The organism is Catellatospora coxensis (assembly GCF_016862635.1).
In the GTDB taxonomy this organism is placed as follows: Bacteria; Actinomycetota; Actinomycetes; order Mycobacteriales; family Micromonosporaceae; genus Catellatospora; species Catellatospora coxensis.
Genome location: NZ_BONI01000002.1, coordinates 43304 through 65569, shown reverse-complemented (window position 1 = coordinate 65569; position 22266 = coordinate 43304). Strand labels below are relative to the sequence as shown.

The following is a 22266-nucleotide window of genomic DNA, read 5'->3' as shown; positions in this document are numbered from 1 at the left end:
ATGCCGTGGGGCAGATCCGCGGCGCGACGGGACGAGGCCACCATATGCCGGAGACGTCCGTTGATGCACCGCACCGGCAGGCTCGGCAGGGTCGTCGCCGGCGCCTGGCCGTAGGAGGCACGACGGCGGCCCGGCGGGTTCGCCGGGCCGCCGTCTCAGGTCGCGGCGGCCGTCACGCCGCTTCGACGGGCAGCCACAGCTCGCAGGTCGCGGTGCTGAAGTCGGCGGCGCGGTCGAGGATCGCCACGATCGACGGACCGGGCCGCAGCCGCCACGGGTTGGACGGGAACCACTCGGTGGCGGTGGCGGCCCAGGCCGTCTGGAGCGCCTGCGGGTGCGGTCCGGAGGTGCTGAAGACCGCCCAGCGCCCGGCGGGCACCTCGATGGCGTCGAGGTCGCCGGGTGCGGGGGTGTCGGCGGCGGCGGCGACTCCGTGCAGGTAGGTCAGCTCGGTGCCCTCGACCGCGTCGGGGTCGACGCCGTCGGTGACCTGCAGCAGACCGGCCGGTTCGGCGCTGCTGAGGGCCTTCAGCCGGGCGTGCTCCGCCATCGGCAGGGCGGCGATGTGCTGCTGGATGTGCGGGTTGACGCCGTGGTGGATCAGCGGAACCCGGGCCACGTGCCCGATGAGGCGGAACGCGGGGCGGTCGACGATGCGGGTGTCCATGGGGATGCTCCCTTCGACGGTCAGGCGGAACCTGAGCTGCGGTTGTGTGCGAAGGGGGCCGCCGTCGCGGCGGACGTCGCCGGGGCTCGCCCCGTGCACGGCCCGGAACGCGCGACCGAACGCCTCGGTCGAGCCGTACCCGTACCGGACCGCGACGCCCAGCAGGTCGTCCTCGCCGCGCACCACGTCGGCGGCGGCGACGGTCATGCGGCGGCGGCGGACGTACTCCGACAGCGGCATGCCCGCCAGCGACGAGAACATCCGGCGCAGGTGGTACTCGGTGGTGCCGAGCGAACCGGCCAGCCGGCCGAGGTCGAGCTCCTCGGTGAGGTGCTGCTCGACGAGGTCGACGAGCCGGTTGAGTGCCGAGATCATGTGGCCTCCCTTCGCCGTCAAGCCTGGCCGAGGCACCCCTGGCCCCGCCCGATCGTGGCGGACCGATCCGATCATGCGGACGGGGGCGGCGTCACCGCGGCAGGCCGGTGCAGCCTGGTCTGCCACGCGGCGGCGCCTACCTGAGCTCGAACACGAACCGGTGGGCGGAGTGTCCGGCCGGTGCCGTCGTGGTGCAGGTCAGCCGGAACACCCGGTCGGGCCGGGCGTGGTGGTCCGTGGCGACGACCTCCTCGACCGCGGTCCCCGAGCAGCCGTGCGTGAGCGTGACCAGCCCGTCCCAGTCCGCGGAGCCGGGCGACAGCGACGGCTGGAGGCGGCTGACGAAGACCTCCTCGACGGGCAGGTCCCGCTCGGTGTCGATCTCGTCGACGAGTTCCAGGCGTCCGGCGGGCCACCACCGGAACCGCCGGATCAGCGACCGCAGCCCTGCCACCCCGTATGCCGCGGTCAGGTCGAGGTCGAAGCAGACCGATTCGCCGTCGTCGTGGTGGCGCAGCACCTTCGCGACCCGGTCCGGGCCCGGCAGCTGGACCTGCCCGTCGACGACCGGCACGGAGTGCCCACGCGCCGACGGGTGCAGGTGGTCGTATCGGTCGGGGCCGAAGTAGCCCGCGGTGTACTCGCCCGCGCCGAGGTCGTCCAGCACGCTGCGGCCGCGGGTGTGCAGTACGAAATGGCCCAGGTCGTTGTGGTTGTGCGGCTCGTCGTTGTGGCCGCCCTTGGCGGCGAACGCGAACCGGCCCCGGCTGACGACCCAGGCCAGGTCGGGCAGGAGACTCGTCGCCTCGACAGCGCTCTCCGGCAGGGCCGGCCGGAACCAGGCGAGGGTGCGCGACAGGTGCCCCCACCGGTAGCAGTGGTCGTCGTGCAGGGACGGCACGACCCGCGCGGGCGGGGTGCCGAACCGCTCGGCCAGCCGGGTGAGCAGCCCCGCCGGCAGCCACGGCCGCTCGGAGGCGTCCGAGAAGGGGGCGTACGCGCCGCCGCCCAGCGCCACCCGGTGCGGGAACGCCGCGATCTGGGCCACCTTCGCCGAGTCGAGCAGGTCCTCGCCGGTGTGCTCGCGCAGCGCCTCGGCGAAGTACACGAAGTAGCCGAAGCCGTAGACCCAGTAGTCGACGCCCTCGGCGCAGCCGCCGTCGCCGCCGAACCCGGCCAGGTAGCGGTCCATCGCCGCACGGCTGCGGTCGAGCATGGCGGCCAGCCGGGAGGCGTCGGCGGGGGAGCCGCGCAGCAGCGCCAGGGCCGCCATGCCGGCCGCGCCCGCGCACACCGCCTCCCAGTTGTTGGCGTAGCCCTCCCAGTTCAGCGGCCGCGGGTCGGTGTAGGGGGTGAAGACGCGGCGCTCTACCTCGGCGCGGACCCGGTCGGCCACGCGCCGGTCGAGGCGGCCGTCGAGGGCGGCCACGGTCTCGGCGAGGGTGTGCGCGGTCTCCGCGGCGAACAGGTCCAGGCACTGCTCGGGCCCGCGGTCCTGGTCGGCGCTGTGGCGCACGTGCGCGGGCAGCGCCCAGGTGTACTCGTCGCAGACCGACCACAGGGTGTCCGACAGCGGCCCGAGGTCGGTGTCCGGGTCGAGCAGCGCCTGGGCGGCGCGGGCGGCCAGCCGGGCGCGGCGGCGGAAGTAGCGCCGCTCGTACCGCAGGCGGTTGCCGGTGTCGAAGTAGTCGCGGTAGGCGCGGTAGCCCAGTTCGGGCATCGTGTCGTCGGCGGCCGCGGCGCGGATGTCGCGCAGCAGCGAGGTCAGCTCGCCCGCCGGGCGGGGAAGGGCGCTGCCGGTCATCGCGGCCGTCAGCCGCGCGGGCCGCTGGAGTCGCGCACGATCAGCTGCGGGCTGATCAGCACCCGGTGCACCGGCCGCGCCGGGTCCTGCAGGCGTTTGGACAGCAGCTGCATCGCGCTCTCGCCGATGGTGTACTTCGCCGGCCGGACCGCGCTCAGCGCCGGGTTGGCCAGGCCCGCCACCTCGTCGTCGAACGCCACGACGGCGAGGTCGTCCGGGACCCGGATGCCGCGCTCCTCGCAGCGGGCGACCAGCGAGATCGCCTCCCGGTCGGAGTGCGCCAGCAGCGCGGTCGTGCCACTGGCCAGCCAGGCGTCGATGCCGCGGTCGATCTCGTCGTCCCAGCGCGGGTCGCGGTGATCGGGGCTGATCAGCTCGGGGGCGTCGGGTTCGAGGCCGATCGCGGTGACGGTCTGCTGCCAGCCGCGCCGTACGGCGGGGGTGTGCGGGCTGCTGGCCGAGGCCAGGAAACCGACCCGGCGGTGGCCGCGCGCGGCCAGGTGACGCACGGCCAGGCTCGCGCCGAACGCGTGGTCGGTGGAGACGGACTCGACGTGCTCCTGATACAGGCCGACGGTGGCGGTGCGTTCGAGGAACACCACCGGGATGTCGAGCCCGGCCAGCCAGTCGATGAGGCGCGCGGCCTCGTCGCCGATGGTGGGCGGGGCGATGAGCAGGCCCTGGATGCCGGCGGTCTCCAGCAGCCAGGCGGTCTGGCGGCGTACGTCGGCGACGTCGTCGTAGGACGATCCGCGCAGCACGATGCGCACCCCGGCGTCGGGGGCGGCGTCGCGCGCGCCGCGCACGATCTCCGGCCAGTAGTAGTCCAGCGACGGCACGACCATGCCGACCGCGGGCAGCGACGCCTCGTCGGTGCTCACGGACCGGCCCGGTTCCTCGACGGCGACGCTGAACGGCGGCTGCCCGTCGCCGCCGCGGGGCAGCCGGATTCCACCGTGGACGCGCTCGATCGCGCCTTCGTCGGCGAGCTGGGCGATGTCGCGGCGCACCGTGACGGTGGTGACGCCGAGGGCGCGGGCGATCTCGCTGACCCGCAGCGTGCCGTGGGCGTGCAGGTCGGCCAGGAGCCGTTCGCGGCGCTGGTCCGGCAGCAGCGGGGGCTCGGACAGGGTCACGGCTTGGCCTCCACGGTGGTGTCGCGCGCGTCGGGCTCGATTGTGCACGGACGCGGGCGGCGGCACGGCACGCGGCATGCCGCCGTCCGGACGGACCTGACCGGCCCGGACGGGTATCGACAGCGGTCTGCTCGCACCATCATCCCCTTCCGTCGCCCTCGAAACGAACATATTCGTTCACAAAGAAAAGCGCAGGTCTACGCGTTCCGGGTTACGGCTTTGTAACGGGCCCTTGTCGTGCAGTTTCCGGGCTGGTCTACTCATCGCACTGTTCGAACGAACATAAACAAACATATCAGCAAGGCTTGGGAACCTGGGGAGAGGCCACCGCATGTACCGTCCGCAGGCACTGCTCGTGATGGGGCCCGAACCGTTCCGGCTCCAATTCGGGCCCCGGGAGCTGCAACGGCTGCGGACCCTCGCCGACCTCGGCGATCCGATCTGGACCGACGACCTCGACGCCCCGCACGTCCGCGCCCGGCTGGCCGAGACCGAGGTGCTGCTGACCTCGTGGGGCGCTCCCCGGCTCACCGCCGAGCGGCTGGCCGCCGCACCCCGGCTGCGGGCCGTGCTGCACTGCGCCGGCAGCGTGCGCAACCTCGTCTCCGACGAGATCTGGCGGCGCGGCATCCTGGTCACCAGCGCCGCCGAGGCCAACGCCACCCCGGTCGCCGAGTACACCCTCGCCGCGATCGTGTTCGCGGGCAAGAAGGCCCACGTGCTGGCCGCCGAGTCCCGGCTGCGCCCGGCCGACTGGGACGCCGTGCACCACCGCGAGGACCTGTCCAACTACGGCCGCACCATCGGCATCGTCGGCTTCTCCCGCATCGGCCGCCGCGTCCTGGAACGGCTGCGGACCCTCGACACCGCCCACGTGCTCGTCACCGACCCGTACGCCGACCCGGCCGCCGTCGCCGCCGCCGGCGGCCGCCTCGTCGAACTCGACGAGCTGCTGGCCACGTCCGACATCGTCTCCCTGCACCTGCCCGAGCTGCCGCAGACCCGGCACGCCATCGGGGCCCGGGAGCTGGCCCTGCTGCCCGACGGCGCGACCGTCATCAACACCGCCCGCGGCGCCGTGCTCGACACCGCCGCGCTGGAGCGTGAATGCGCCACCGGCCGGCTCAACGCCATCCTCGACGTCACCGACCCCGAGCCGCTGCCCGCCGGATCCCTGCTGGCCCAGCTGCCCAACGTCATGATCACCCCGCACATCGCCGGGTCGCTCGGCTCGGAGACCCGCCGCCTGAGCGCCCAGGCCCTCGACGAACTCGAACACCTCGTCCACGGCCGCCCCCCGATCGACGCCGTCACCAGCGAAGCGATGGAGGTCATCGCATGAGCGAGCAGATCTCGCCGTACACGGGTTGGACCCGCGCCGAATGGGCCGGGCTGGCCGACCACCTGCTCGACTCCGCCTGGCGGCACGCCTCGCCGACCGGGGCGCGGATCACCCCGCCCGGCGCGCCCGGCGGCTACGGCACCGCCGTCGACGGGCTGGAAGGCTTCGCCCGCACGTTCCTGCTCGCCGGGTTCCGGATCGCCGGCGAGCACGGCCGCGACCCGGGCAACCTGCTGGAACGCTACGCGCAGGGCATCGCCGCGGGCACCGACCCGCACTCGCCCGAACGCTGGGTGACGCCCCGCGAGCACGGCCAGGCCAAGGTGGAGGCGGCGTCGATCGCGCTGATCCTCGACCTGACCCGGCCGTGGCTGTGGGACAACCTCGACGCCGGCGTGCAGGCACGCGTCGTGGACTACCTCGCCCAGGTCGTCGGCGACCACACCTACCCGCAGACGAACTGGGTCTGGTTCCGCATCGTCGTCGAGCAGTTCCTCGCCTCCGTCGGCGGACCCTGGTCACCCGACGACATCGAAGCCGACCTGGCCCGGCACGAGTCGTTCGCCCGCGACGGCGGCTGGTACTGCGACGGACCCGAACGCAGCTACGACCACTACGCGGGCTGGGCGCTGCACCTGTACCCGATCATGTGGAGCCGGATGGCCGGCGCGCAGGAGCGGGCCGCGCCGCTGCTGCCCGAGTACACCCGGCGCCTGGACCGCTACCTGCTCGACGCGGTGCGCCTGGTCGGCGCGGACGGCTCGCCGCTGATCCAGGGCCGCAGCCTGGCCTACCGCTTCGCGGCCGCCGCCCCGTTCTGGGCCGGGGCCGTCGCGGGCAGCGACGCGCTCGCGCCCGGACTGCTGCGCCGGGCCGCGTCCGGGATCGTCAAGCACTTCGCCGACCGCGGCGCACCCGACGAGGACGGGCTGCTCACCCTCGGCTGGTTCCATCCGTGGCGGCGCATCGCCCAGCGCTACTCCGGCCCCGGCTCGCCGTACTGGGCGTCCAAGGGCCTGCTCGGCCTCGCCCTGCCCGCCGAGCATCCGGTGTGGACGGCCGTCGAGCAGCCGCTGCCCGTCGAGCAGGCCGACCAGCTCGCCGTCATCACCGCCCCCGGCTGGGCGCTGTCGGCCACGGCGGCCGACGGGGTGGTACGCGTCTACAACCACGGCACCGACCACGCCCGCCGCGGCGACCGCAGCACCGACTCGCCGCTGTACGCCCGGCTCGGCTACTCGACCGCGACCGCGCCCGCGATGGACGACGACGGCTGGGACTCCCCGCTGGACCAGTCCGTGGTGCTGCTGGACACGCACGGCGAGGCGACCCACCGCAGCGGCTTCACCACCTTGGACGTACGGGCGGAAGGCGACGCCGCCGTGCTGGCCTCACGCGCCCGCTGCCACTGGGTCAAGCCGGACCGCGACGCCCCGGACCACGGCTCCGGCTATCCGGGCGACGCCCTCGACGCGGCGACCGTCACGACCGTGTCCGTGGTGCGCGGCGCGTGGGAGGTGCGGCTGATCCACGTCGACCCGGCCGGTGCACCAGGTTGGGAGCAGGTCACGGCGCTGCGGGTCGGCGGCTGGCCGGTTCCGGCGGCAGCCGCCGATGACCGGTCGATCCCTGTCGTCGCCCGGCCGCGCCCGGCCGCAGGCGCACTCGCCGTGTCGACGGACCTGGCGGAGGGACCCGCATCCGACGGGACAGCCGCGCCCCGACCCGTTTCCGGCGGACCGGCCGGGCCCCTCGTCGACGGATCGGCCCGGCCCGTCGCCGAAGCGGTCGGCACGACGCTCACCTCGACCGCGGTCGGCCTGCACGGCCTCGACGTCGCGGGCGTGCACACCGTGCACGACGCCACCCCCATCGCCGAGCACACCGCCATTCCCTGGCTGCAGACCAGACCGGGGCGGGCGGCCTGGCACGTCGCGGCGTTCGCGCTCAACGGCGGCGGCCGGTGGCCGCTGGCACAGATCTCGGGGCCCGAGGACGCGCCGGTCGTCCGGGTCACCTGGCCCGACCAGGCCACCACGACGGCGGCGTTGCCGCTGACCGGCCCGCACCACCACGCACAGAACAGATCCTCCGCCGCGTGAGCGGCCGTCCTTGAAGGAAGGAACGTTCGTGAAAAGAAGGAAGATGCTGGCAGCGGTCGGCCTCGCGATGGCAGTCGCGCTGCCGCTGGCCGCGTGCGGCTCCGGCGGCGACGAAGCCGAGAGCGGCCCCGTAGAGCTCACCGTCGCGGTGTGGAGCCTCGCCTCCACACCCGAGTTCCAGACCCTGTTCGACGCTTTCCACCAGGCGAACCCCGACATCACGATCAAGCCGGTCGACATCCTCGCCGCCGACTACCCGACCAAGGTCACCACGATGCTCGCCGGCGGCGACACCACCGACGTCATCACCATGAAGACCCTGGCCGACTACGTGCGCTTCGCCGGGCGCGGCCAGCTCAAGGACGTCAGCTCGCTGGCCACGTCGGCCGACGCCGGCAAGCTCGCCGGGCTGGACCAGTACAAGCAGGACGGCGACAAGTACTACGCGCTGCCGTACCGGCAGGACTTCTGGGTCCTGTACTACAACAAGAAGATGTTCGACGCCGCCGGGCAGCCGTACCCGACGAACCTGACCTGGGACCAGTACGTCGAGCTGGCCAAGAAGCTGACCTCGGGCACCGGCGAGAAGAAGGTCTACGGCGCCTACCAGCACACCTGGCGCTCGATCGTGCAGGCCATCTCCGCCGCGCAGACCGGCGGCGACCAGCTCAGCGGCGACTACAAGTTCCTCGCCGACCAGTACAGGACCGCGCTGGCGCTGCAGGAGGCCGGGGCCACGCTCGACTTCGGCACCGCGGTCACCCAGAAGACCGGGTACGCCTCGATGTTCGAGTCCGGCAAGACCGCGATGCTGCCGATGGGCACCTGGTACATCGCGAAGATCCTGTCGGAGAAGAAGAAGGGCAGCACCGACGCGGACTGGGCCATCGCGCCCCTGCCGCAGCGCACCGGCGCGAGCGGGATCACCACGTTCGGCGCGCCGACGGCGTTCGCGGTGAACAAGAAGGCCAAGCACGCCGCGGCGGCGGAGAAGTTCGTCCAGTTCGCGGCCTCGGCCGCGGGCGCCAAGGCGATCGCCGGGATCGGCGTGGTCCCGGCATACTCCAGCGACGAGATCCGCCAGCAGTACTTCGCGCTGCCCGGCATGCCGACCGACGACCTGTCGAAGAAGGCTTTCACCCCCGACAAGATCAACCCGGAGATGCCGGTCAGCGACAAGACCGCCAAGGTCGACACGATCCTCAACGAGGAACACCAGCTGATCATGACCAAGCAGAAGTCGATCGACGACGCGATCAAGGAGATGGAGACCCGCGTCAAGAACGAGGTCAACTGACGTAGCAACGCGGGGACGGCCGCCCGGGCCGTCCCCGCCCGGGAGGACGAGATGGCAGACCTGCTCACCGCGACGCCGGCGACCGCGAGCGCCGCGCCCCCGCCGCGGGCCCGCGACAGGCGGCGCGCCCGGCGCAACACGCTCATCGGCTGGAGCTTCATCCTGCCGAACTTCCTCGGCTTCGCCGTGCTCACCCTCGTGCCGGTGCTCGCGGCGTTCGCGCTGTCGTTCATGGAGTGGGACTCCTACAACCCGCCCGAGTGGGTCGGCCTGGACAACTTCGAACGGCTGCTCAACGACGAATCCACCAAGATCGCACTGCGCAACACGGCCTACTACGCCCTGGGCCACGTGCCGCTGACCATGCTCGCCGCGCTCGGCCTGGCCCTGCTGCTCAACCGGAAGATCGCCGGGGTCGGGTTCTTCCGCGCCGCGGCGTTCTTCCCCTACATCACCTCGATGGTCGCCGTCGCCATCGTCTGGAACATGCTGTTCAACCCGGAGTTCGGGCCGGTCAACCAGTTCCTGCAGTTCCTCGGCGTGGACAGCCCGCCCGGCTGGACCACCAGCACCACCTGGGCCATGCCCGCGGTCATCCTCACCAGTGTCTGGCGCGACATGGGCTACTACATGGTGCTGTTCCTGGCCGGCCTGCAGGCGATCCCCGTCGAGCAGTACGAGGCCGCCAAGGTCGACGGCGCGAGCACCTGGCAGCGCTTCCGCGCCGTCACCCTGCCCGGCCTGCGGCCGGTCACCTTCCTCGTGCTCGTCCTGCTGACCGTGCAGAGCTTCAAGGTCTTCGACCTCATCGTCGTCATGACCGACGGCGGCCCCGGCCGGGCCACCCTGGTGCTGTCGCAGCAGATCTACCGCCGCGGCATCGTCGAGGGCGAGTTCGGCTACGCCTCGGCCATCTCATTCGTGCTGTTCCTGCTCGTGCTGGTCTTCACCCTCGTCCAGTTCTGGATCAACAACCGCCGGGAGCGCCGATGACCACCGCCGACACGGCCGCGGCCCCGCGCGCACGCGGCCCGCTGGCCCTCGCCCGCCGGGCCGTCCTCTACGCGGTGCTGGCCCTGGCCGCGCTGGCGATCCTGGTCCCGTTCCTGTGGATGGTCAGCGCCTCGCTCAAACGCAACAACGACGTGTTCACCATCCCGATCCAGTGGATCCCGCAGGACTTCCAGTGGGGCAACTTCACCGAGATCTGGACCCGGGTGCCGCTGGACACCTACCTCGGCAACACCGTGTTCCTCAGCCTGGTCATCACGTTCCTGCAGGTGCTGACCGGTAGCTTCGCCGCGTACGGGTTCGCCAAAGTGCGCTTCCGCGGCCGGGACACGCTGTTCATGCTGTACATCGCGACCATCGCCGTGCCGTGGCAGGCGTACATGATCCCGCAGTACATCATGATGCAGAAGGCCGAGCTGACCGACACGTTCCTGTCGCTGATCCTGATCCAGGCGTTCGGCGCGTTCGGCGTCTTCCTGATGCGCCAGTACTACCTCACCATCCCGGACGAGCTGTGCGAGGCGGCCCGCGTCGACGGCCTGTCCGAGTACGGCATCTGGGCCCGGATCATGCTGCCGCTGTCCAAGCCGGCGCTGGCCAGCCTGGCCCTGCTCACCTTCGTCAACACATGGAACGACTACATGGGCCCGTTCATCTACCTGACCAGCAACGACCTGTGGACGATCCAGCTCGGCCTGCGCTCGTTCGTCGGCCAGTACGACGCCGACTACGCGATGATGATGACGGGTTCAGTGCTCTCCGTCCTACCCATCATGATCATATTCCTGCTCGGCCAGCGCCACTTCATCCAGGGCATCGCCTCCTCCGGCATGAAGGGCTGACCGCCATGCGCCTGCTCGCCCGCCTGCCCTACGACACCGTCTTCAACACGGTGTACGCCGCCCTCAAAATCAACCTCTGCCTCGTCGCCGCGTGCCTGCCCCTGCTCGCGACCCTGGCGCTGAGCGGCAGCAGCCCGCTACAGTCCTGGCCGTTCTACACCGCACTGTCCGCCCTCTGCGGCCCGGCCGCCGCCGCCGCGTTCGCCGCCTTCCGGGCCCTGTCCGACGGCGAACACCACGTCGCCCGCACCTTCTGGACGACCTACCGCACGGCGTTCAGCCGCTCCCTGGCCGTCGCCGCCGCCGCGGCCGCCGCCGTGATCGTGCTCGCCGCCGACTTCCAACTCGCCCTCGGCAGCCCCTTCGGCGCGGTGACCCCACTGCTCGCCCTGCTCATCGCCCTGGTCGCCGCCACCACCACCGCACTACTGGCCGCCGAAGCCAAACCGACCTGGAAAACAACGCTGGCCTGCGCCTACCTGTCGATCCGCTACTGGTACCTCAGCCTGGCCAACCTCGCCATCCTCGGCATCCTGGCCGCCGCGATCGTCGCCAAACCCGCGATCGGCCTGTTCCTCCTCCCCGCCCCCGCCCTCTACGCCGTCTGGGCCAACACCCGCCACCTCACCGCCACCCTCCACTAGTGCAAGGAAGGGCACCTTCACATCGCTATGCGTTGTAGAAGGTGCCCTTACCAACACCCCGCCTGTCGCCGGCACCCGCCTCCACCGAAGATCGCGACGATCTTGCGCGAACTGTTGCCGTTTTGCCCGTTAGGAGTGTGTCGTGCCCACAGGGCGCGCAAGATCGTCGCGATCTTGAGGGTTGGTTCGGCGCGGGGGGGCGAGGGGGGCGGGTCAGGTTTCCGGGCTTGAGCGCAGGTGGGCGAGGACGGCCAGGACGCGGCGGTTCGTGTCGTCGTCGGGTGGGAGGCCGAGCTTGGCGAGGATGTTGCCGACGTGTTTGCCGACGGCGGCCTCGGTTACCGTCAGGCGACGGGCGATCGCGGCGTTGGAGTGACCCTCGGCGACCAGTGCCAGCACCTCGCGTTCGCGGGCGGACAGCTCGGCGACCGGGTCGCGGCGGTGGGCCAGCAGCCGCCGCACCACGTCGGGGTCGATGACGGTGCCGCCGCCGAGCACCGCGCGCAGCGCGCCGATGAAGTCGGCGATGTCGACGACACGGTCCTTGAGCAGGTAGCCGACCCGCTGCCCGTCGCCGCTGTCGAGCAGCCGGGACGCGTACTCGGCCTGCACGTACTGGCTGAGCACCACGACCGCGCGGCCCGGGTCCGCGGCCCGCAGCGCCAGTGCGGCGCGCAGCCCCTCGTCGGTGAAGCCGGGCGGCATGCGGATGTCGGTGATCACGAGATCGGGGTCCTCGGCGGCCACGGCGGCCAGCAGCGCGTCGGCGTCGCCGACCGCGGCCACCACCGTGAACCCGAAGCGCTCCAGCACCCCGGCCAGGCCCTCCCGCAGCAGCACCCCGTCCTCGGCCAGCACGACCCTGGTCACGGCAGGCACGGCAGCTCCACGCGTACGAGCGTAGGGCCTCCGGCCGGGCTGGACAGCAGCAGCCGCCCGCCGACGGCCGCGACCCGGTCGGCCAGACCCGTCAAGCCGGTGCCACGAGCCGGGTCCGCGCCGCCCGCGCCCTCGTCGCGCACCTCCAGGACCAGGGCGTCGCCGTGCCGGGCCAGCCGGATCGCCGCCGTGGTGGCGCGAGCGTGCTTGGCCACGTTGCCCAGGGCCTCGGAGGCGGCGAAGTACGCGGTGTTCTCCACCCGTGCCGGGTAACGGTCGGCCACCTCGGGTTCGACGGTGACCGTGACGTCGAGCGGGCTGCGGTCGGCCAGGTCGCGCAGCGCGGCGGGCAGGCCGAGGTCGGCGAGTGTTTGGGGGCTGATGCCGTGCACGAGGTCGCGCATCAGCACCATCAGGTCCTTGGCCTCGGCGTGCGCCCGGTCCAGCGCCTGCGCGGCGGGGGTGTCGTCGGACAGGTCCAGCCGGGCGACGCCGAGTTGCAGGGTGAGGCTGGTGAGCCGGTGCTGGGCGACGTCGTGCAGGTCGCGCTCGATGCGGCGGCGTTCGGCGTCGAACGCGTCGACCAGCCGGGTCCGCGACCGGGCCACCTCCCGCAGCTCGGCCTGCCCGCCGCCGCCGAGCAGCGCCCTGGCCGTGGCCGCGTGGCCGGCCGCGACCAGCCCGGTCAGGTACGCCAGCACCGGGAGCAAGGCCAGGCCGAGCAGCGCGATCGGGATCGCCTGCGCCGGGCTGGACGCCTCCCACGGGCCCAGCGTGATCGCACTGCGCACGTCGTACCCACCCATGGCGTTGCGGGGCACCAGCAGCGGGCTGAGGATCAGGGTGCCGATGACGAACGCGGCGAAGGCCAGGGTGGCGTAGACGAGCGGGGCGACCGTCGCCAGCAGTATCAGGAACAGCAGCTCACGCCAGGCGGCGGGCTCGGCGTAGCGGGAGCCGAACCACGACGCGGCCCCGCCGGACCGGGGCGCGGGCTCGACCGGGCGCGGATCGACGAGGCCGAGGCGGCGGCGCTCCAGCGCGGCGAACGGGGCCGCCAGCAGCGTGCCGAACATGCCGAGCCCGGCTATGCCGAGCCCCGACACCGCCACCAGCGGCACGGTGTGCAACCCGCCCTTGGCGAACTGCACCAGCGTGCCGGCCCAGGGCAGCGTGATCGGCGACAGCAGCAGCGTGGCGACGCCGATGACGGGCAGCGCGGTCAGGACGTACACCAGGCCGCGCCACGGCCACTCCGAGAACAGGTAGCGGCGGAAGGTGAGCGCAGCGAAGAGGTTACGTGGCAGGTCAGAGGGCATGTGGACACGCTAGCCAGCGCGAGCGGCCCGGCCCAGCCGCCCAGCGGGCCGATCCGAGGTAGTGCCAGGCATACCCGACGCGCCGGAACGCCGCCCGGCACCGGTGGCGTGAACGGGCGAGTCACATCTGCGCCACGGGCGACGTATCCCGCCCGGCCTGCGCCGTTGCGACGATCTTCGAACGTTCACCCCCGCACGAACGGAGTCCGCCTCGTGGCAGTACTTCCCTCACCGAGACGCCGCGCCCCCGCGCATGCCCTGCTGGCGATCACGCTGGCTCTGGGCACGATCTCGGTCACCTCCCCAGGCAGCGCCGTCGCCGCCGTACCCACCGGGAAACTCCCGGCCGCACCCGGCGGTCCGCGCACCGTCACGCTGATCACCGGCGACCGGGTCACCGTCACCGCGCTGCCCGGCGGCCGCACCACCACCAGCGTCCGCAGCGCGCACGGCGGCCCGGTCGGCGCGCACGTGCTGACCTACGGCGCCGACACCTACGTGTACCCCGACGCGGCCGCGCCGTACGTCGCCGCGGGGCTGCTCGACGAGCGCCTGTTCAATGTCACCGACCTGATCGCCGACGGCTACGACGACGCGCGCCGCCCGCGGCTGCCGCTGATCGTGCAGTACACCGACGTCACCGCCGCCCGCCGTGCGCCCCTGCCCGGCTCGGTGCAGGTACGCGGCCTGGACAGCGTGCACGGCGCGGCCGTCGAGCAGCAGCGCGGCGACGCCGACCGGTTCTGGGCGGCACTGACCGCCCCGGCCGCCAAGCGCGCCGACGACCGGCCCGCACTCGCCGGCGGGGTCACCAAGGTGTGGCTGGACGGCAAGGTCCGCGCCGCGCTCGCCGACACGACCGCGCAGATCGGCGCGCCGCAGGTCTGGGCGACCGGCAACACCGGCTCGGGCGTCGCCGTCGCGGTGCTCGACACCGGTGTGGACCTCACCCACCCGGACCTGGCCGGGCAGATCGCGCAGACGGCCAGCTTCGTACCGGGACAGGAGGTGACCGACAAGCACGGCCACGGCACCCACGTCGCGTCGACGATCGCGGGCACCGGAGCCGCCTCGGACGGCCGCGAGCGCGGCGTCGCCCCCGGCGTACGCCTGCACGTCGGCAAGGTCCTCAACGACCTCGGCGAGGGCCAGGACTCCTGGATCATCGCCGGGATGGAGTGGGCCGCCCGCCAGCAGGGCGCGAAGGTCGTCAGCATGAGCCTGGGCGGCGCGCCCACCGACGGCACCGACCCGCTGAGCAGCGCCGTGAACGAGCTCAGCGCGCAGACCGGCGCGCTGTTCGCCATCGCGGCCGGCAACTCCGGCCCGGACATGCAGAGCGTCGGCGCGCCCGGCGCGGCCGACGCCGCGCTCACCGTCGGCGCGGTCGACGGCCTCGACCGGGTCGCGTTCTTCTCCAGCCGCGGCCCGCGCCGCGGCGACAACGGACTCAAGCCCGACATCACCGCCCCGGGCGTGGACGTGTACGCGGCCCGCTCGCAGCAGTCGAGCGAGGGCGAGGGCATGTACACCACGATGAGTGGCACGTCGATGGCGACGCCGCACGTCGCGGGCGTGGCGGCGCTGCTGGCCGCCGCGCACCCGGACTGGACCGGGCAGCGGCTCAAGGACGTGCTGATGAGCACGAGCCGCACCAGCGAGCGCATCGACCCGTACGTCGACGGGATCGGCCGCGTCGACGCCGTCGCGGCCACCACGGCGACGGTGTTCGCGACCGGCACCGACTTCACCGACCTGGCCTGGCCGTACCAGCCGGGACAGCGCGTCGACCGGAAGGTCGTCTACACCAACACCGGCGACGCGCCGGTGGACCTGGACCTGGCGGTCCGTGCACCGACCGCCCCGGCGGGCCTGTTCAGCCTCGACGCCGAGCAGATCACCGTGCCCGCGCACGGCACCGCCAAGGCGACCGTCCACATCGCCCTCGACCGCGCCGAGGACGACACCTACGCCCACGTCGCGGTCGACGCGACCGGCCCCGGCGGGCAGCGGCTGCGCACCCTGGTCGGGCTGAACAAGGAGGGCGAGCGAGCCGACCTGACCTTCCAGACCCGGGACCGCGCCGGGCGCGGCCTGGCCGGGCTGATCCTGCTCAAGGAGGTCACCCGGGACACCGCGCCGCGGCTGTACGCCGTGGACGGCACCGGCCGCCTGTCGGTGAGCCTGCCGCCGGGCACCTACAGCGCCATCATGCAGGCCGACCTGCCCGGCGTGTCCGGCCCGCACTCACTGGGCCTGGGCGTGCTGATCGCACCGGAGATCGTGCTGGCCGGCGACCGCACCGTCGTGCTCGACGCCCGGCAGCTGCGGCAGGTCACCGCCACGGCGAAGCAGCCGACCGCACGCGCCGAGGTCCGCGTCGACTACGGCCGCACCTACCCCGACCGGGCGCCGTTCTTCGACAACTACCTGGTCCCCAACCGCTTCCACAGCCTCTGGGCCACCCCGACCGGCCGTCCCGTCAAGCAGGGCGTGTTCAGCCTCGGGTTCCGGTGGAGCCTGGTCGAGCCGCCGCTGACCATCGGCGGGTACGGTCGCCGCTACGACGACCTGCTCATGCAGACCGCCTCGCGCAGCCTGCCCGACGGCCGCGAGCAGCTCGACCTGGCCTTCGCGGGCCGGGGCACCCCGGCCGAGCTGGACCGGGCCCGGGTCCGCGGGAAGATCGCCGTGGTGCGGCACGAGACCGGCGGGGACGTCGTCGCGCAGGCCGACGCGGCGGCCGCCGCCGGGGCGAAGATGCTGCTGCTCGTCAACGACGGCGACGGCCGCCTCGACGCCTGGTACGAGCTGCCCGAGCCGAACCCGGCGCTGCCGGTCGCGTCCCTCGGCCGGGACCAGGGCGAGCAGCTGATCGCCGAGCTCGCGGCGGGCCGGCGGCGCTACGGCGTCGAGTCGCACCCGCTGCCGTCCTACGTGTACGACCTGGTCCACCGCTATCGCGGCGCGGTCCCGAAGGACCTGTCCTACCGCCCCGGGCCGGGTGACCTGGCCCGCGTCGACGTCGCCTTCCGCAACCCGGTGCCCGGTGTGGGGACGGGGCTGCGCTACGACGTGTCCCCGGACCAGCCGGGTTCGGCGCTCGGCGGCGGCATCCTGCCGGTGCCCGCGCAGGGGACCCGCACCGACTGGGTGTCGGCCGACCACGGCAACCAGTGGTTCGAGCAGGCCACCGTACAGCCGCTGACCTACTCCTCGGACCTGCTCGGCTACCGGCCGGGCAGCCGTACACAGGTGCGCTGGTTCGCGCCGATCGGCCGGCCCAGCATGCTGCAGGACAGCCTCGTGTCCGGCCGCCCGACGATGCTCGGCAACGACCTGATGGTCTGGGCGCTGCCGAACTGGGGCGACTCCGACCCGCACCACCAGGCACTGGTCTGGGAGGGCGAGATCGCGCAGAAGACCAGCCTGTACCAGGGTGACGAGCTGATCGCCGAGAACCCGGGCAGCAGCATGTACGGCACGCTCACGCCGGGCCCGCGGCCGGTGCGGCTGATCACCGAGACCAGCCAGTCGGTGGTGTCGCCGTACTCGACGAGCACCCGCACCGAGTGGACGTTCCCGTTCACCGGGGCCGCCCCGGACGAGATCCGGCGGCTGCCGCTGATGGGCGTGCACTACACGGTCGACACCGACCTCGCCGGCCGGGCCGACCGCCGCGCCCGGCTGGCCGTGACCGCCCAGCAGTTCGAGGGCGTCCACCAGGGCGGGACCGTCCGCGAGGTCGGGCTGGAGGTGTCGTACGACGACGGCCGCACCTGGCAGCGCGCGACGCTCGACCGGCGTGACGGCTCCTGGCAGACGACCCTGCACGCGCCGGGGTGGGCGAAGTTCGCCTCGGTGCGCGTCAGCGCCGCCGACTCCGCGGGCAACACGGTCACCCAGACCGTCGTGCGGGCGTTCGGCCTGCGTTAGGACCCGGATCTGGGAGAGCCGAGGGGGTTCGGCTCTCCCGGATCCGCTGCCGGTCAGACCCGCGTGATGCGGATCGCGTCGGCGATGACCAGGCCCGTGCCGTTGGTCCAGCGGCTGACGGCCACCTTGTTCTCGTCGCCCGCGGTCAGCGTGAAGGTCCCCAGCGTGCGCCATGATCCGCCGTTGAACCGCTGATCGACGTTGACCGTCTGGTTGCCGCTCGCGGTGACGATCACATACGGCGCCTTCGTGCTGTACCCCGACAGCGACGGCCACCACGCGTCGACCCGGTACGTGCCCGTCTCCGGGATCGCGAACCGGTACCAGGCCGCGTCGCTGGCCGACACCGGCTCGGCGAACCGGTAGTCGGCGCCGTAGCGCTGCACCGAGTACGACGACACGCCCCAGTTCGCGCTCGCCGTGAAGCGCCCCTCGGTGGTGTTGTCGACGATCGCCGACCAGGCCGTGGACGGGTTGTCCGGATCACCCGACGGCGGCGTCAGCGCCGTGCCCAGCGCGACCGGCCGGCCGAAGTTCGGGGTGCCGTCGCCGTTCCAGCTGATCTTCTGCGCACGCGTGGTACGGCCCGCGTACGTGTACGCCGACGTGGTCTTGCCGTGGTAGACGATCCAGTCCTCGGTCCCGTCCGGTGACTTGAAGAACCCGTTGTGTCCCGGCCCGTACACGCCCGCGGCGTCGTTGCGCCAGAACACCGGCCCCGCGTGCTGCACCCAGTTGCCCGCCACCATCGGGTCCGCCCCGTCGGCGATCGACTTCATCCACAGCTGGTAGTCCGGCTTGCCGGTGTCGCAGGTGGAGTACACGAGGAACAGCCGCCCGCTGCCGCGCAGCCCGACCGCGCCCTCGCGCACCTCGGTGCAGCCGCCGCTGGCCGGCAGCGCCATCCGCGAACCGGTCGTCGACCAGGGCGTGTCCATGCGCTGCAGGTAGATCTGCGCCGGGCCGCCCATGCCGCGGCCGGGACCGCTCCACGCGAAGTACATCTGCCCGTTGTGCACGAACGGCTCACCGTCGATCGCGTACTCACCGTGGTCGGCGATGCGGGCCTTGAAGTGGTACGGCCCGAGCGGGTCGTCGCCGTCGGACTCGATCACGTACGTGCGGTGGTTGGCGTCGATGCCGTTGCTGGCCGTGTAGTAGACGTACCAGCGCTGCCCGAACCGGTACAGCCCCGGGGCCCACATCTGCTGGTTGCGGCTGGGATCGCTGTCGCGCCACACCGTGTGCTCACCGGCCGTGGCGAGCCCTTTCAGCGTCGGCGACTTCCAGATCCCGATCCGGTCGCCGAGCGTGGTGGCCAGGTAGTAGTTGCCGTTGACGTAGGTCAGCGTCGGGTCCGCGCTGCCGTTGAGCGGGTTGGTGAACGTGCCCGCCGCCAGCGCGGGCGCGGCGGGTATGAGCAGCACGAGCGTCGTGAGCAGCACAACCAGGCGTCGCATCGGATCAACTCCCGTCTCGGGATGGTGGAGCGCGGTCGCGACAGAGCATGCGACCCGCGCATCGAGCGGTGCCACTCGCTTCGGGCAGAGCCGAAGGGTGCCCGGCAGATCGCCGCATGGACATCACTGATTGCCCGTATTGCCGGTCTGGCGGTAGAGTCCGCGCAGCGGAGGCCCGACCATGCTGCGTATCCACTTCACCGCCGCAGACCTGGGCTCGCTGCGGCTGGCCGCAGGCGCCGATCCACTGTGGGAATCCCTGCTCAGCCAGCACGCGCTGACCAGCGGGCACGCGCCGCCGGCCCTCGGCTCGTGGCGGCGGCGGGCGATAACCCGTCTGACCCCCGAGATGCGGGCGCTGCTGAGCCTGGCCCCGCCCACGGGCTACTCGCCCGACTTCCTGACCCCGACCCGCGGCCTGCCCGACGCCGACGAGGGCCTCGCCGCGGGCCTGGCCGAGGTGCGGGCGACACCCGTCGACCACCTGCGCGCCGACCTGCGCCGGGTGCTGCCGCGGCACTGCCCGCGCGAGCGGGCCGAACGGCTGGCCGACGGCGACCGCGCCGAGGTGACCGCGCTGGTGTCGGCGATGCGCGCCTACTTCGAGGCGGTGCTCGCCGGCCACTGGGAGCTGATCTCCGGGCAGGTCGCCGGCGCCCGCGCCCGCGGGGCCCGGTTCCTGGTCGACGGGGGCGTCGACCGGCTGCTGAGCACGCTGCATCCGACGATCCGGTGGGACTCGCCGACCCTGCACGTCGCCTACCCGAACGACCGCGACATCCACCTGGCCGGGCGAGGGCTGGTGCTGCTGCCCTCGTTCTTCTGCCGGGGCACGCCCGTGACGCTGCGGGCCGCCGACCGGCCGCCGGTGCTGGTGTACCCGATCGACCACGACCCCGACTGGGACGCCGAACGCGCGCCGCCGCCGGACGGCGAGCTGGTCGCGCTGCTGGGCCACACCCGCGCCGCGGTGCTGCGGGCGGCGCAGCTGCACCCGCAGGGCTGCACCACCACCGAACTCGCCCGCCGGGTCCGCATCTCGCTGTCCAGCGCCAGCGAGCACGCCACGACACTGCGCCGGGCGGGTCTGCTGCGAACCCGCCCGTACGGCAGGAACATGCTGCACATCGTGACCCCGCTGGGCAGCGCCCTGCTCACCGGCCGCCCCCGATGAAAGGAAGGGCACCTGCACATCGCTATGCGTTGTGGAAGGTGCCCTTCCTAACCTCAATTGGCCGCTGCCTGCGGGAACGACCGCCGCCGCAACGGTGAGGATCAGCGGCCGCGCTGCCACCAGCGGCGTTTCGCCGGCGCGACGGGTTCGTCCTCGTCGTCCTGCTCGGCGCGGTCCAGCACCGCCTGCGCCACGGTCCGGTCCACGGACTGGCAGCCCGGCGTGACCAGCATCAGTTTCGCCAGGGACTCCTCGATGGTGACCGCGCGGCGGGCCGCGACGGCCGCGTCGAGCCGGGCCCGGACCAGCGTCCGCACCTCCTCGCGCAGCTCCGGCGTCCGGTACGCGGCGGTGACGAGCGCGAACAGGGCGGCGTCGCTGACCCAGTCCTCGACCCCGAACGCGAGGTCGACCAGCACCTGGCGGCGGGTCGACGTCGGCCACGGCTCGCCGGCGGCGTGGTGCAGGATGCCCAGGCACACCCACGGCTGCATGAGCCGGTACCAGTACGTCGGTGTCGACTTGGCCAGGTGCTGCCAGCGCCCCGTGTCCGGCGGCCCCGGCAGGTGCGCGAGCAGCCCGAGCAGGTCGTCCAGCGGCAGCTCGCCGAGCGGCGCGGCCTTGGTGTATCCCGACAGCGGCGACTGCCACGGCTCGCCCGCGACCTCGTGCAGCAGCGCGACCGCGGCGGGCGACGGCACCGCGACGGCGGGCAGCGGCTCGTCGCCGTCGTAGCGCCAGACCGCGTACCGGCCGGGCCGCAGGGGCACCCGGATGTCGGGGTGGGGGAAGCCGGCGACCGCGATGTCGAGCGGGCCGGTGACCCGGCGGCACGCGGTCACGGCGCTGGCGGCTTCGCCGGCCGACAGGCCGAGGCCGGTGAGGACGAGCTCCTCGCCCTGTGCCCGGCGGCTGCCGACCTCGTTGGCGATGTTGGTGATCGCCTCGCTGGGCATCGGCACCCAGTTGAGCCAGTGCCGCTTCGCGCCGGCCATGGCGAACAGGATGTCCGTCATCCCGCACGGGTGCGGATCGTCGTGCACCGCGACCAGGTCCGCCACGTCGCCGCCGGCGCGGAACCGCACCGCGTGCCGGGCGGCGTCGCGGTGCGGAAACGAGGGGTCGTCTGCCATCTGCCGCAGGTCGGCGTCAACGTCCTCCGAGAACATGGCGCGGAGCGTAGCAATCTTGACCGACACCCGCGGTCCCCGCAGGACCGGCTTCGGGGCCTCACTCGACGGCCACCACCACCTTGCCGCGGGCGCGCCCCGTCTCGACGTGACGGATCGCCTCGGGCAGCTGCGCGAACGGGAACCGCCGCTCCACGACCGGCGTCACTTCGCCGGAGTCGAACAGCGGGGTCAGTTCGACCAGGTCGCGGGCGCTGGCCGGGGCGGCCGGGGTGTCGGTGATGACCACGGGCTGGGAGGCGAGCTTGCCCATCAGGGTGGCGGCGATCATGTGGTCGACCGGCCTGGCCCACCGTCCCGCGTTGCCGCCGACGACGACGTAGGTGCCGGACGGGCGCAGTACGCGCCGCGCGGCCCAGACCGACGGGCTGCTGGCGATGTCGATGAGCGCGTCGTGGTCGCGGACGAGCCGGGTGAAGTCCTGGGTGGTGTAGTCGATGACCTGCGTGGCGCCGATGGACCGGACGAGTTCGGCGTTGCGCGCGCTGCACACCCCGGTCACCTGCGCGCCCGCCGCGCGGGCGAGCTGCACCGCGTACGTCCCGACGCCGCCGGAGGCCCCGTTGACGACGACGCGCTGTCCCGGCTGGACCTTGGCGTTGTCGCGGATCGCGACGAGCGCGGTCAGCGCGGCCATCGGCACCGTGGCGGCCTGCTCGAAGGACAGGCTGCGCGGCTTGAGCGCCAGGTGGTCCTCGGGGATGCAGGTGTACTGCGCGAAGCCGCCGTGGGTGACGAGCGCGTAGACCTCGTCGCCGGGGCGGAAGCGGGTGACCCCGGGGCCGACCGCGGCGACCTCGCCGGCCACGTCGCAGCCCAGGATGGGGTGGGTCGGGCGGCGTTTGCCGAAGCCGCCGCCCATGAACCGGGCGACGACGGGCTCGCCGCGCAGGTGGTGCCAGTCGTACGGGTTGATCGAGGTGGCGCGGACCCGGACGAGCACCTCGCCGGGCCCGGGCGTGGGCTCGTCGACGTCGGTGAGGTGCAGATTCTCGGGCGGCCCGTAGGAGTGGAGCATGTACGCCTTCATCGAGGTCTCCTGACCTTACGTTGTAAGTCTTACGTTGTAAGGTAGACTTACGCCGTAA

The 22266-nt window shown here is 72.8% G+C and carries 16 protein-coding genes; 8 read left to right on the top strand and 8 right to left on the bottom strand.

What is annotated here, in order from left to right; all coding sequences use genetic code 11:
• Window positions 1-172 precede the first annotated feature (172 nt).
• The 3 genes from Cco03nite_RS01675 to Cco03nite_RS01665 form a co-directional block, all read right to left on the bottom strand.
• On the bottom strand, window positions 173-1042 hold the full coding sequence (locus Cco03nite_RS01675; protein ID WP_203688107.1) for an AraC family transcriptional regulator: 870 nt from the start codon (window positions 1040-1042) through the stop codon (window positions 173-175).
• Window positions 1043-1178: 136 nt separating this feature from the next.
• Window positions 1179-2846, bottom strand: a complete 1668-nt coding sequence (locus Cco03nite_RS01670; protein WP_203688106.1) for a heparinase II/III family protein — start codon at window positions 2844-2846, stop codon at window positions 1179-1181.
• A gap of 8 nt (window positions 2847-2854) precedes the next feature.
• Window positions 2855-3982 carry a substrate-binding domain-containing protein gene (locus Cco03nite_RS01665; RefSeq protein WP_203688105.1) on the bottom strand — a complete coding sequence of 376 codons (1128 nt, stop codon included), beginning with the start codon at window positions 3980-3982 and terminating at the stop codon, window positions 2855-2857.
• A gap of 331 nt (window positions 3983-4313) precedes the next feature.
• Here Cco03nite_RS01665 and Cco03nite_RS01660 point away from each other — a divergent pair, with 331 nt between their 5' ends.
• From Cco03nite_RS01660 to Cco03nite_RS01635, 6 genes are read left to right on the top strand one after another with little or no spacing between them, the layout of a single operon-like run.
• Window positions 4314-5324 carry a hydroxyacid dehydrogenase gene (locus tag Cco03nite_RS01660; protein ID WP_203688104.1) on the top strand — a complete coding sequence of 337 codons (1011 nt, stop codon included), beginning with the start codon at window positions 4314-4316 and terminating at the stop codon, window positions 5322-5324.
• Window positions 5321-7426 (top strand): DUF2264 domain-containing protein, encoded by a 2106-nt coding sequence (locus Cco03nite_RS01655; RefSeq protein ID WP_203688103.1) that lies wholly within the window; start codon window positions 5321-5323, stop codon window positions 7424-7426. The genes Cco03nite_RS01660 and Cco03nite_RS01655 overlap by 4 nt, the downstream gene beginning before the upstream one ends.
• Before the next feature lie 28 nt (window positions 7427-7454).
• On the top strand, window positions 7455-8723 hold the full coding sequence (locus Cco03nite_RS01650) for an ABC transporter substrate-binding protein (protein ID WP_239167034.1): 1269 nt from the start codon (window positions 7455-7457) through the stop codon (window positions 8721-8723).
• Between the two features lie 51 nt (window positions 8724-8774).
• Complete coding sequence (locus tag Cco03nite_RS01645; RefSeq protein ID WP_203688102.1) at window positions 8775-9716, top strand: carbohydrate ABC transporter permease; 942 nt, start codon at window positions 8775-8777, stop codon at window positions 9714-9716.
• Window positions 9713-10576 (top strand): carbohydrate ABC transporter permease, encoded by an 864-nt coding sequence (locus Cco03nite_RS01640; RefSeq protein ID WP_203688101.1) that lies wholly within the window; start codon window positions 9713-9715, stop codon window positions 10574-10576. The genes Cco03nite_RS01645 and Cco03nite_RS01640 overlap by 4 nt, the downstream gene beginning before the upstream one ends.
• 5 nt (window positions 10577-10581) lie before the next feature.
• Window positions 10582-11220 carry a DUF624 domain-containing protein gene (locus Cco03nite_RS01635; RefSeq protein WP_203688100.1) on the top strand — a complete coding sequence of 213 codons (639 nt, stop codon included), beginning with the start codon at window positions 10582-10584 and terminating at the stop codon, window positions 11218-11220.
• Between the two features lie 213 nt (window positions 11221-11433).
• On the opposite strand, the gene Cco03nite_RS01630 is transcribed toward Cco03nite_RS01635, so the two are convergent.
• Together Cco03nite_RS01630 and Cco03nite_RS01625 are read right to left on the bottom strand one after the other, a co-directional pair.
• Entirely contained in the window at window positions 11434-12099 is a 666-nt protein-coding gene (locus Cco03nite_RS01630; RefSeq protein ID WP_203688099.1) for a response regulator transcription factor, read from the bottom strand.
• On the bottom strand, window positions 12087-13418 hold the full coding sequence (locus tag Cco03nite_RS01625) for a sensor histidine kinase (protein WP_203688098.1): 1332 nt from the start codon (window positions 13416-13418) through the stop codon (window positions 12087-12089). The genes Cco03nite_RS01630 and Cco03nite_RS01625 overlap by 13 nt, the downstream gene beginning before the upstream one ends.
• 213 nt (window positions 13419-13631) lie before the next feature.
• Between Cco03nite_RS01625 and Cco03nite_RS01620 the strand changes: the two genes are divergently transcribed.
• A complete protein-coding gene (locus Cco03nite_RS01620; RefSeq protein ID WP_203688097.1) occupies window positions 13632-17354 on the top strand; it encodes a S8 family serine peptidase in 3723 nt (1240 codons plus the stop codon).
• A gap of 53 nt (window positions 17355-17407) precedes the next feature.
• On the opposite strand, the gene Cco03nite_RS01615 is transcribed toward Cco03nite_RS01620, so the two are convergent.
• Window positions 17408-18814 (bottom strand): family 43 glycosylhydrolase, encoded by a 1407-nt coding sequence (locus tag Cco03nite_RS01615; RefSeq protein WP_203688096.1) that lies wholly within the window; start codon window positions 18812-18814, stop codon window positions 17408-17410.
• A gap of 181 nt (window positions 18815-18995) precedes the next feature.
• On the opposite strand from Cco03nite_RS01615, the gene Cco03nite_RS01610 reads away from it, so the two are divergent.
• Window positions 18996-19988 (top strand): ArsR/SmtB family transcription factor, encoded by a 993-nt coding sequence (locus Cco03nite_RS01610; protein WP_203688095.1) that lies wholly within the window; start codon window positions 18996-18998, stop codon window positions 19986-19988.
• 101 nt (window positions 19989-20089) lie between these two features.
• Here Cco03nite_RS01610 and Cco03nite_RS01605 read toward each other — a convergent pair whose 3' ends face one another.
• Window positions 20090-21157, bottom strand: a complete 1068-nt coding sequence (locus Cco03nite_RS01605; RefSeq protein WP_203688094.1) for a hypothetical protein — start codon at window positions 21155-21157, stop codon at window positions 20090-20092.
• Between the two features lie 61 nt (window positions 21158-21218).
• A complete protein-coding gene (locus Cco03nite_RS01600; protein ID WP_203688093.1) occupies window positions 21219-22208 on the bottom strand; it encodes an NAD(P)-dependent alcohol dehydrogenase in 990 nt (329 codons plus the stop codon).
• Window positions 22209-22266 lie beyond the last annotated feature (58 nt).

Excerpts from the sequence above, each read along its gene's own strand:
- Cco03nite_RS01635 (WP_203688100.1), top strand. The coding sequence starts at position 10,582 with ATGCGCCTGCTCGCCCGCCTGCCCTACGACACCGTCTTCAACACGGTG.
- Cco03nite_RS01645 (WP_203688102.1), top strand. The coding sequence starts at position 8,775 with ATGGCAGACCTGCTCACCGCGACGCCGGCGACCGCGAGCGCCGCGCCC.
- Cco03nite_RS01610 (WP_203688095.1), top strand. The coding sequence starts at position 18,996 with ATGCTGCGTATCCACTTCACCGCCGCAGACCTGGGCTCGCTGCGGCTG.
- Cco03nite_RS01660 (WP_203688104.1), top strand. The coding sequence starts at position 4,314 with ATGTACCGTCCGCAGGCACTGCTCGTGATGGGGCCCGAACCGTTCCGG.
- Cco03nite_RS01640 (WP_203688101.1), top strand. The coding sequence starts at position 9,713 with ATGACCACCGCCGACACGGCCGCGGCCCCGCGCGCACGCGGCCCGCTG.
- Cco03nite_RS01600 (WP_203688093.1), bottom strand. The coding sequence starts at position 22,208 with ATGAAGGCGTACATGCTCCACTCCTACGGGCCGCCCGAGAATCTGCAC.
- Cco03nite_RS01625 (WP_203688098.1), bottom strand. The coding sequence starts at position 13,418 with ATGCCCTCTGACCTGCCACGTAACCTCTTCGCTGCGCTCACCTTCCGC.
- Cco03nite_RS01655 (WP_203688103.1), top strand. The coding sequence starts at position 5,321 with ATGAGCGAGCAGATCTCGCCGTACACGGGTTGGACCCGCGCCGAATGG.
- Cco03nite_RS01615 (WP_203688096.1), bottom strand. The coding sequence starts at position 18,814 with ATGCGACGCCTGGTTGTGCTGCTCACGACGCTCGTGCTGCTCATACCC.
- Cco03nite_RS01605 (WP_203688094.1), bottom strand. The coding sequence starts at position 21,157 with ATGTTCTCGGAGGACGTTGACGCCGACCTGCGGCAGATGGCAGACGAC.
- Cco03nite_RS01670 (WP_203688106.1), bottom strand. The coding sequence starts at position 2,846 with ATGACCGGCAGCGCCCTTCCCCGCCCGGCGGGCGAGCTGACCTCGCTG.
- Cco03nite_RS01675 (WP_203688107.1), bottom strand. The coding sequence starts at position 1,042 with ATGATCTCGGCACTCAACCGGCTCGTCGACCTCGTCGAGCAGCACCTC.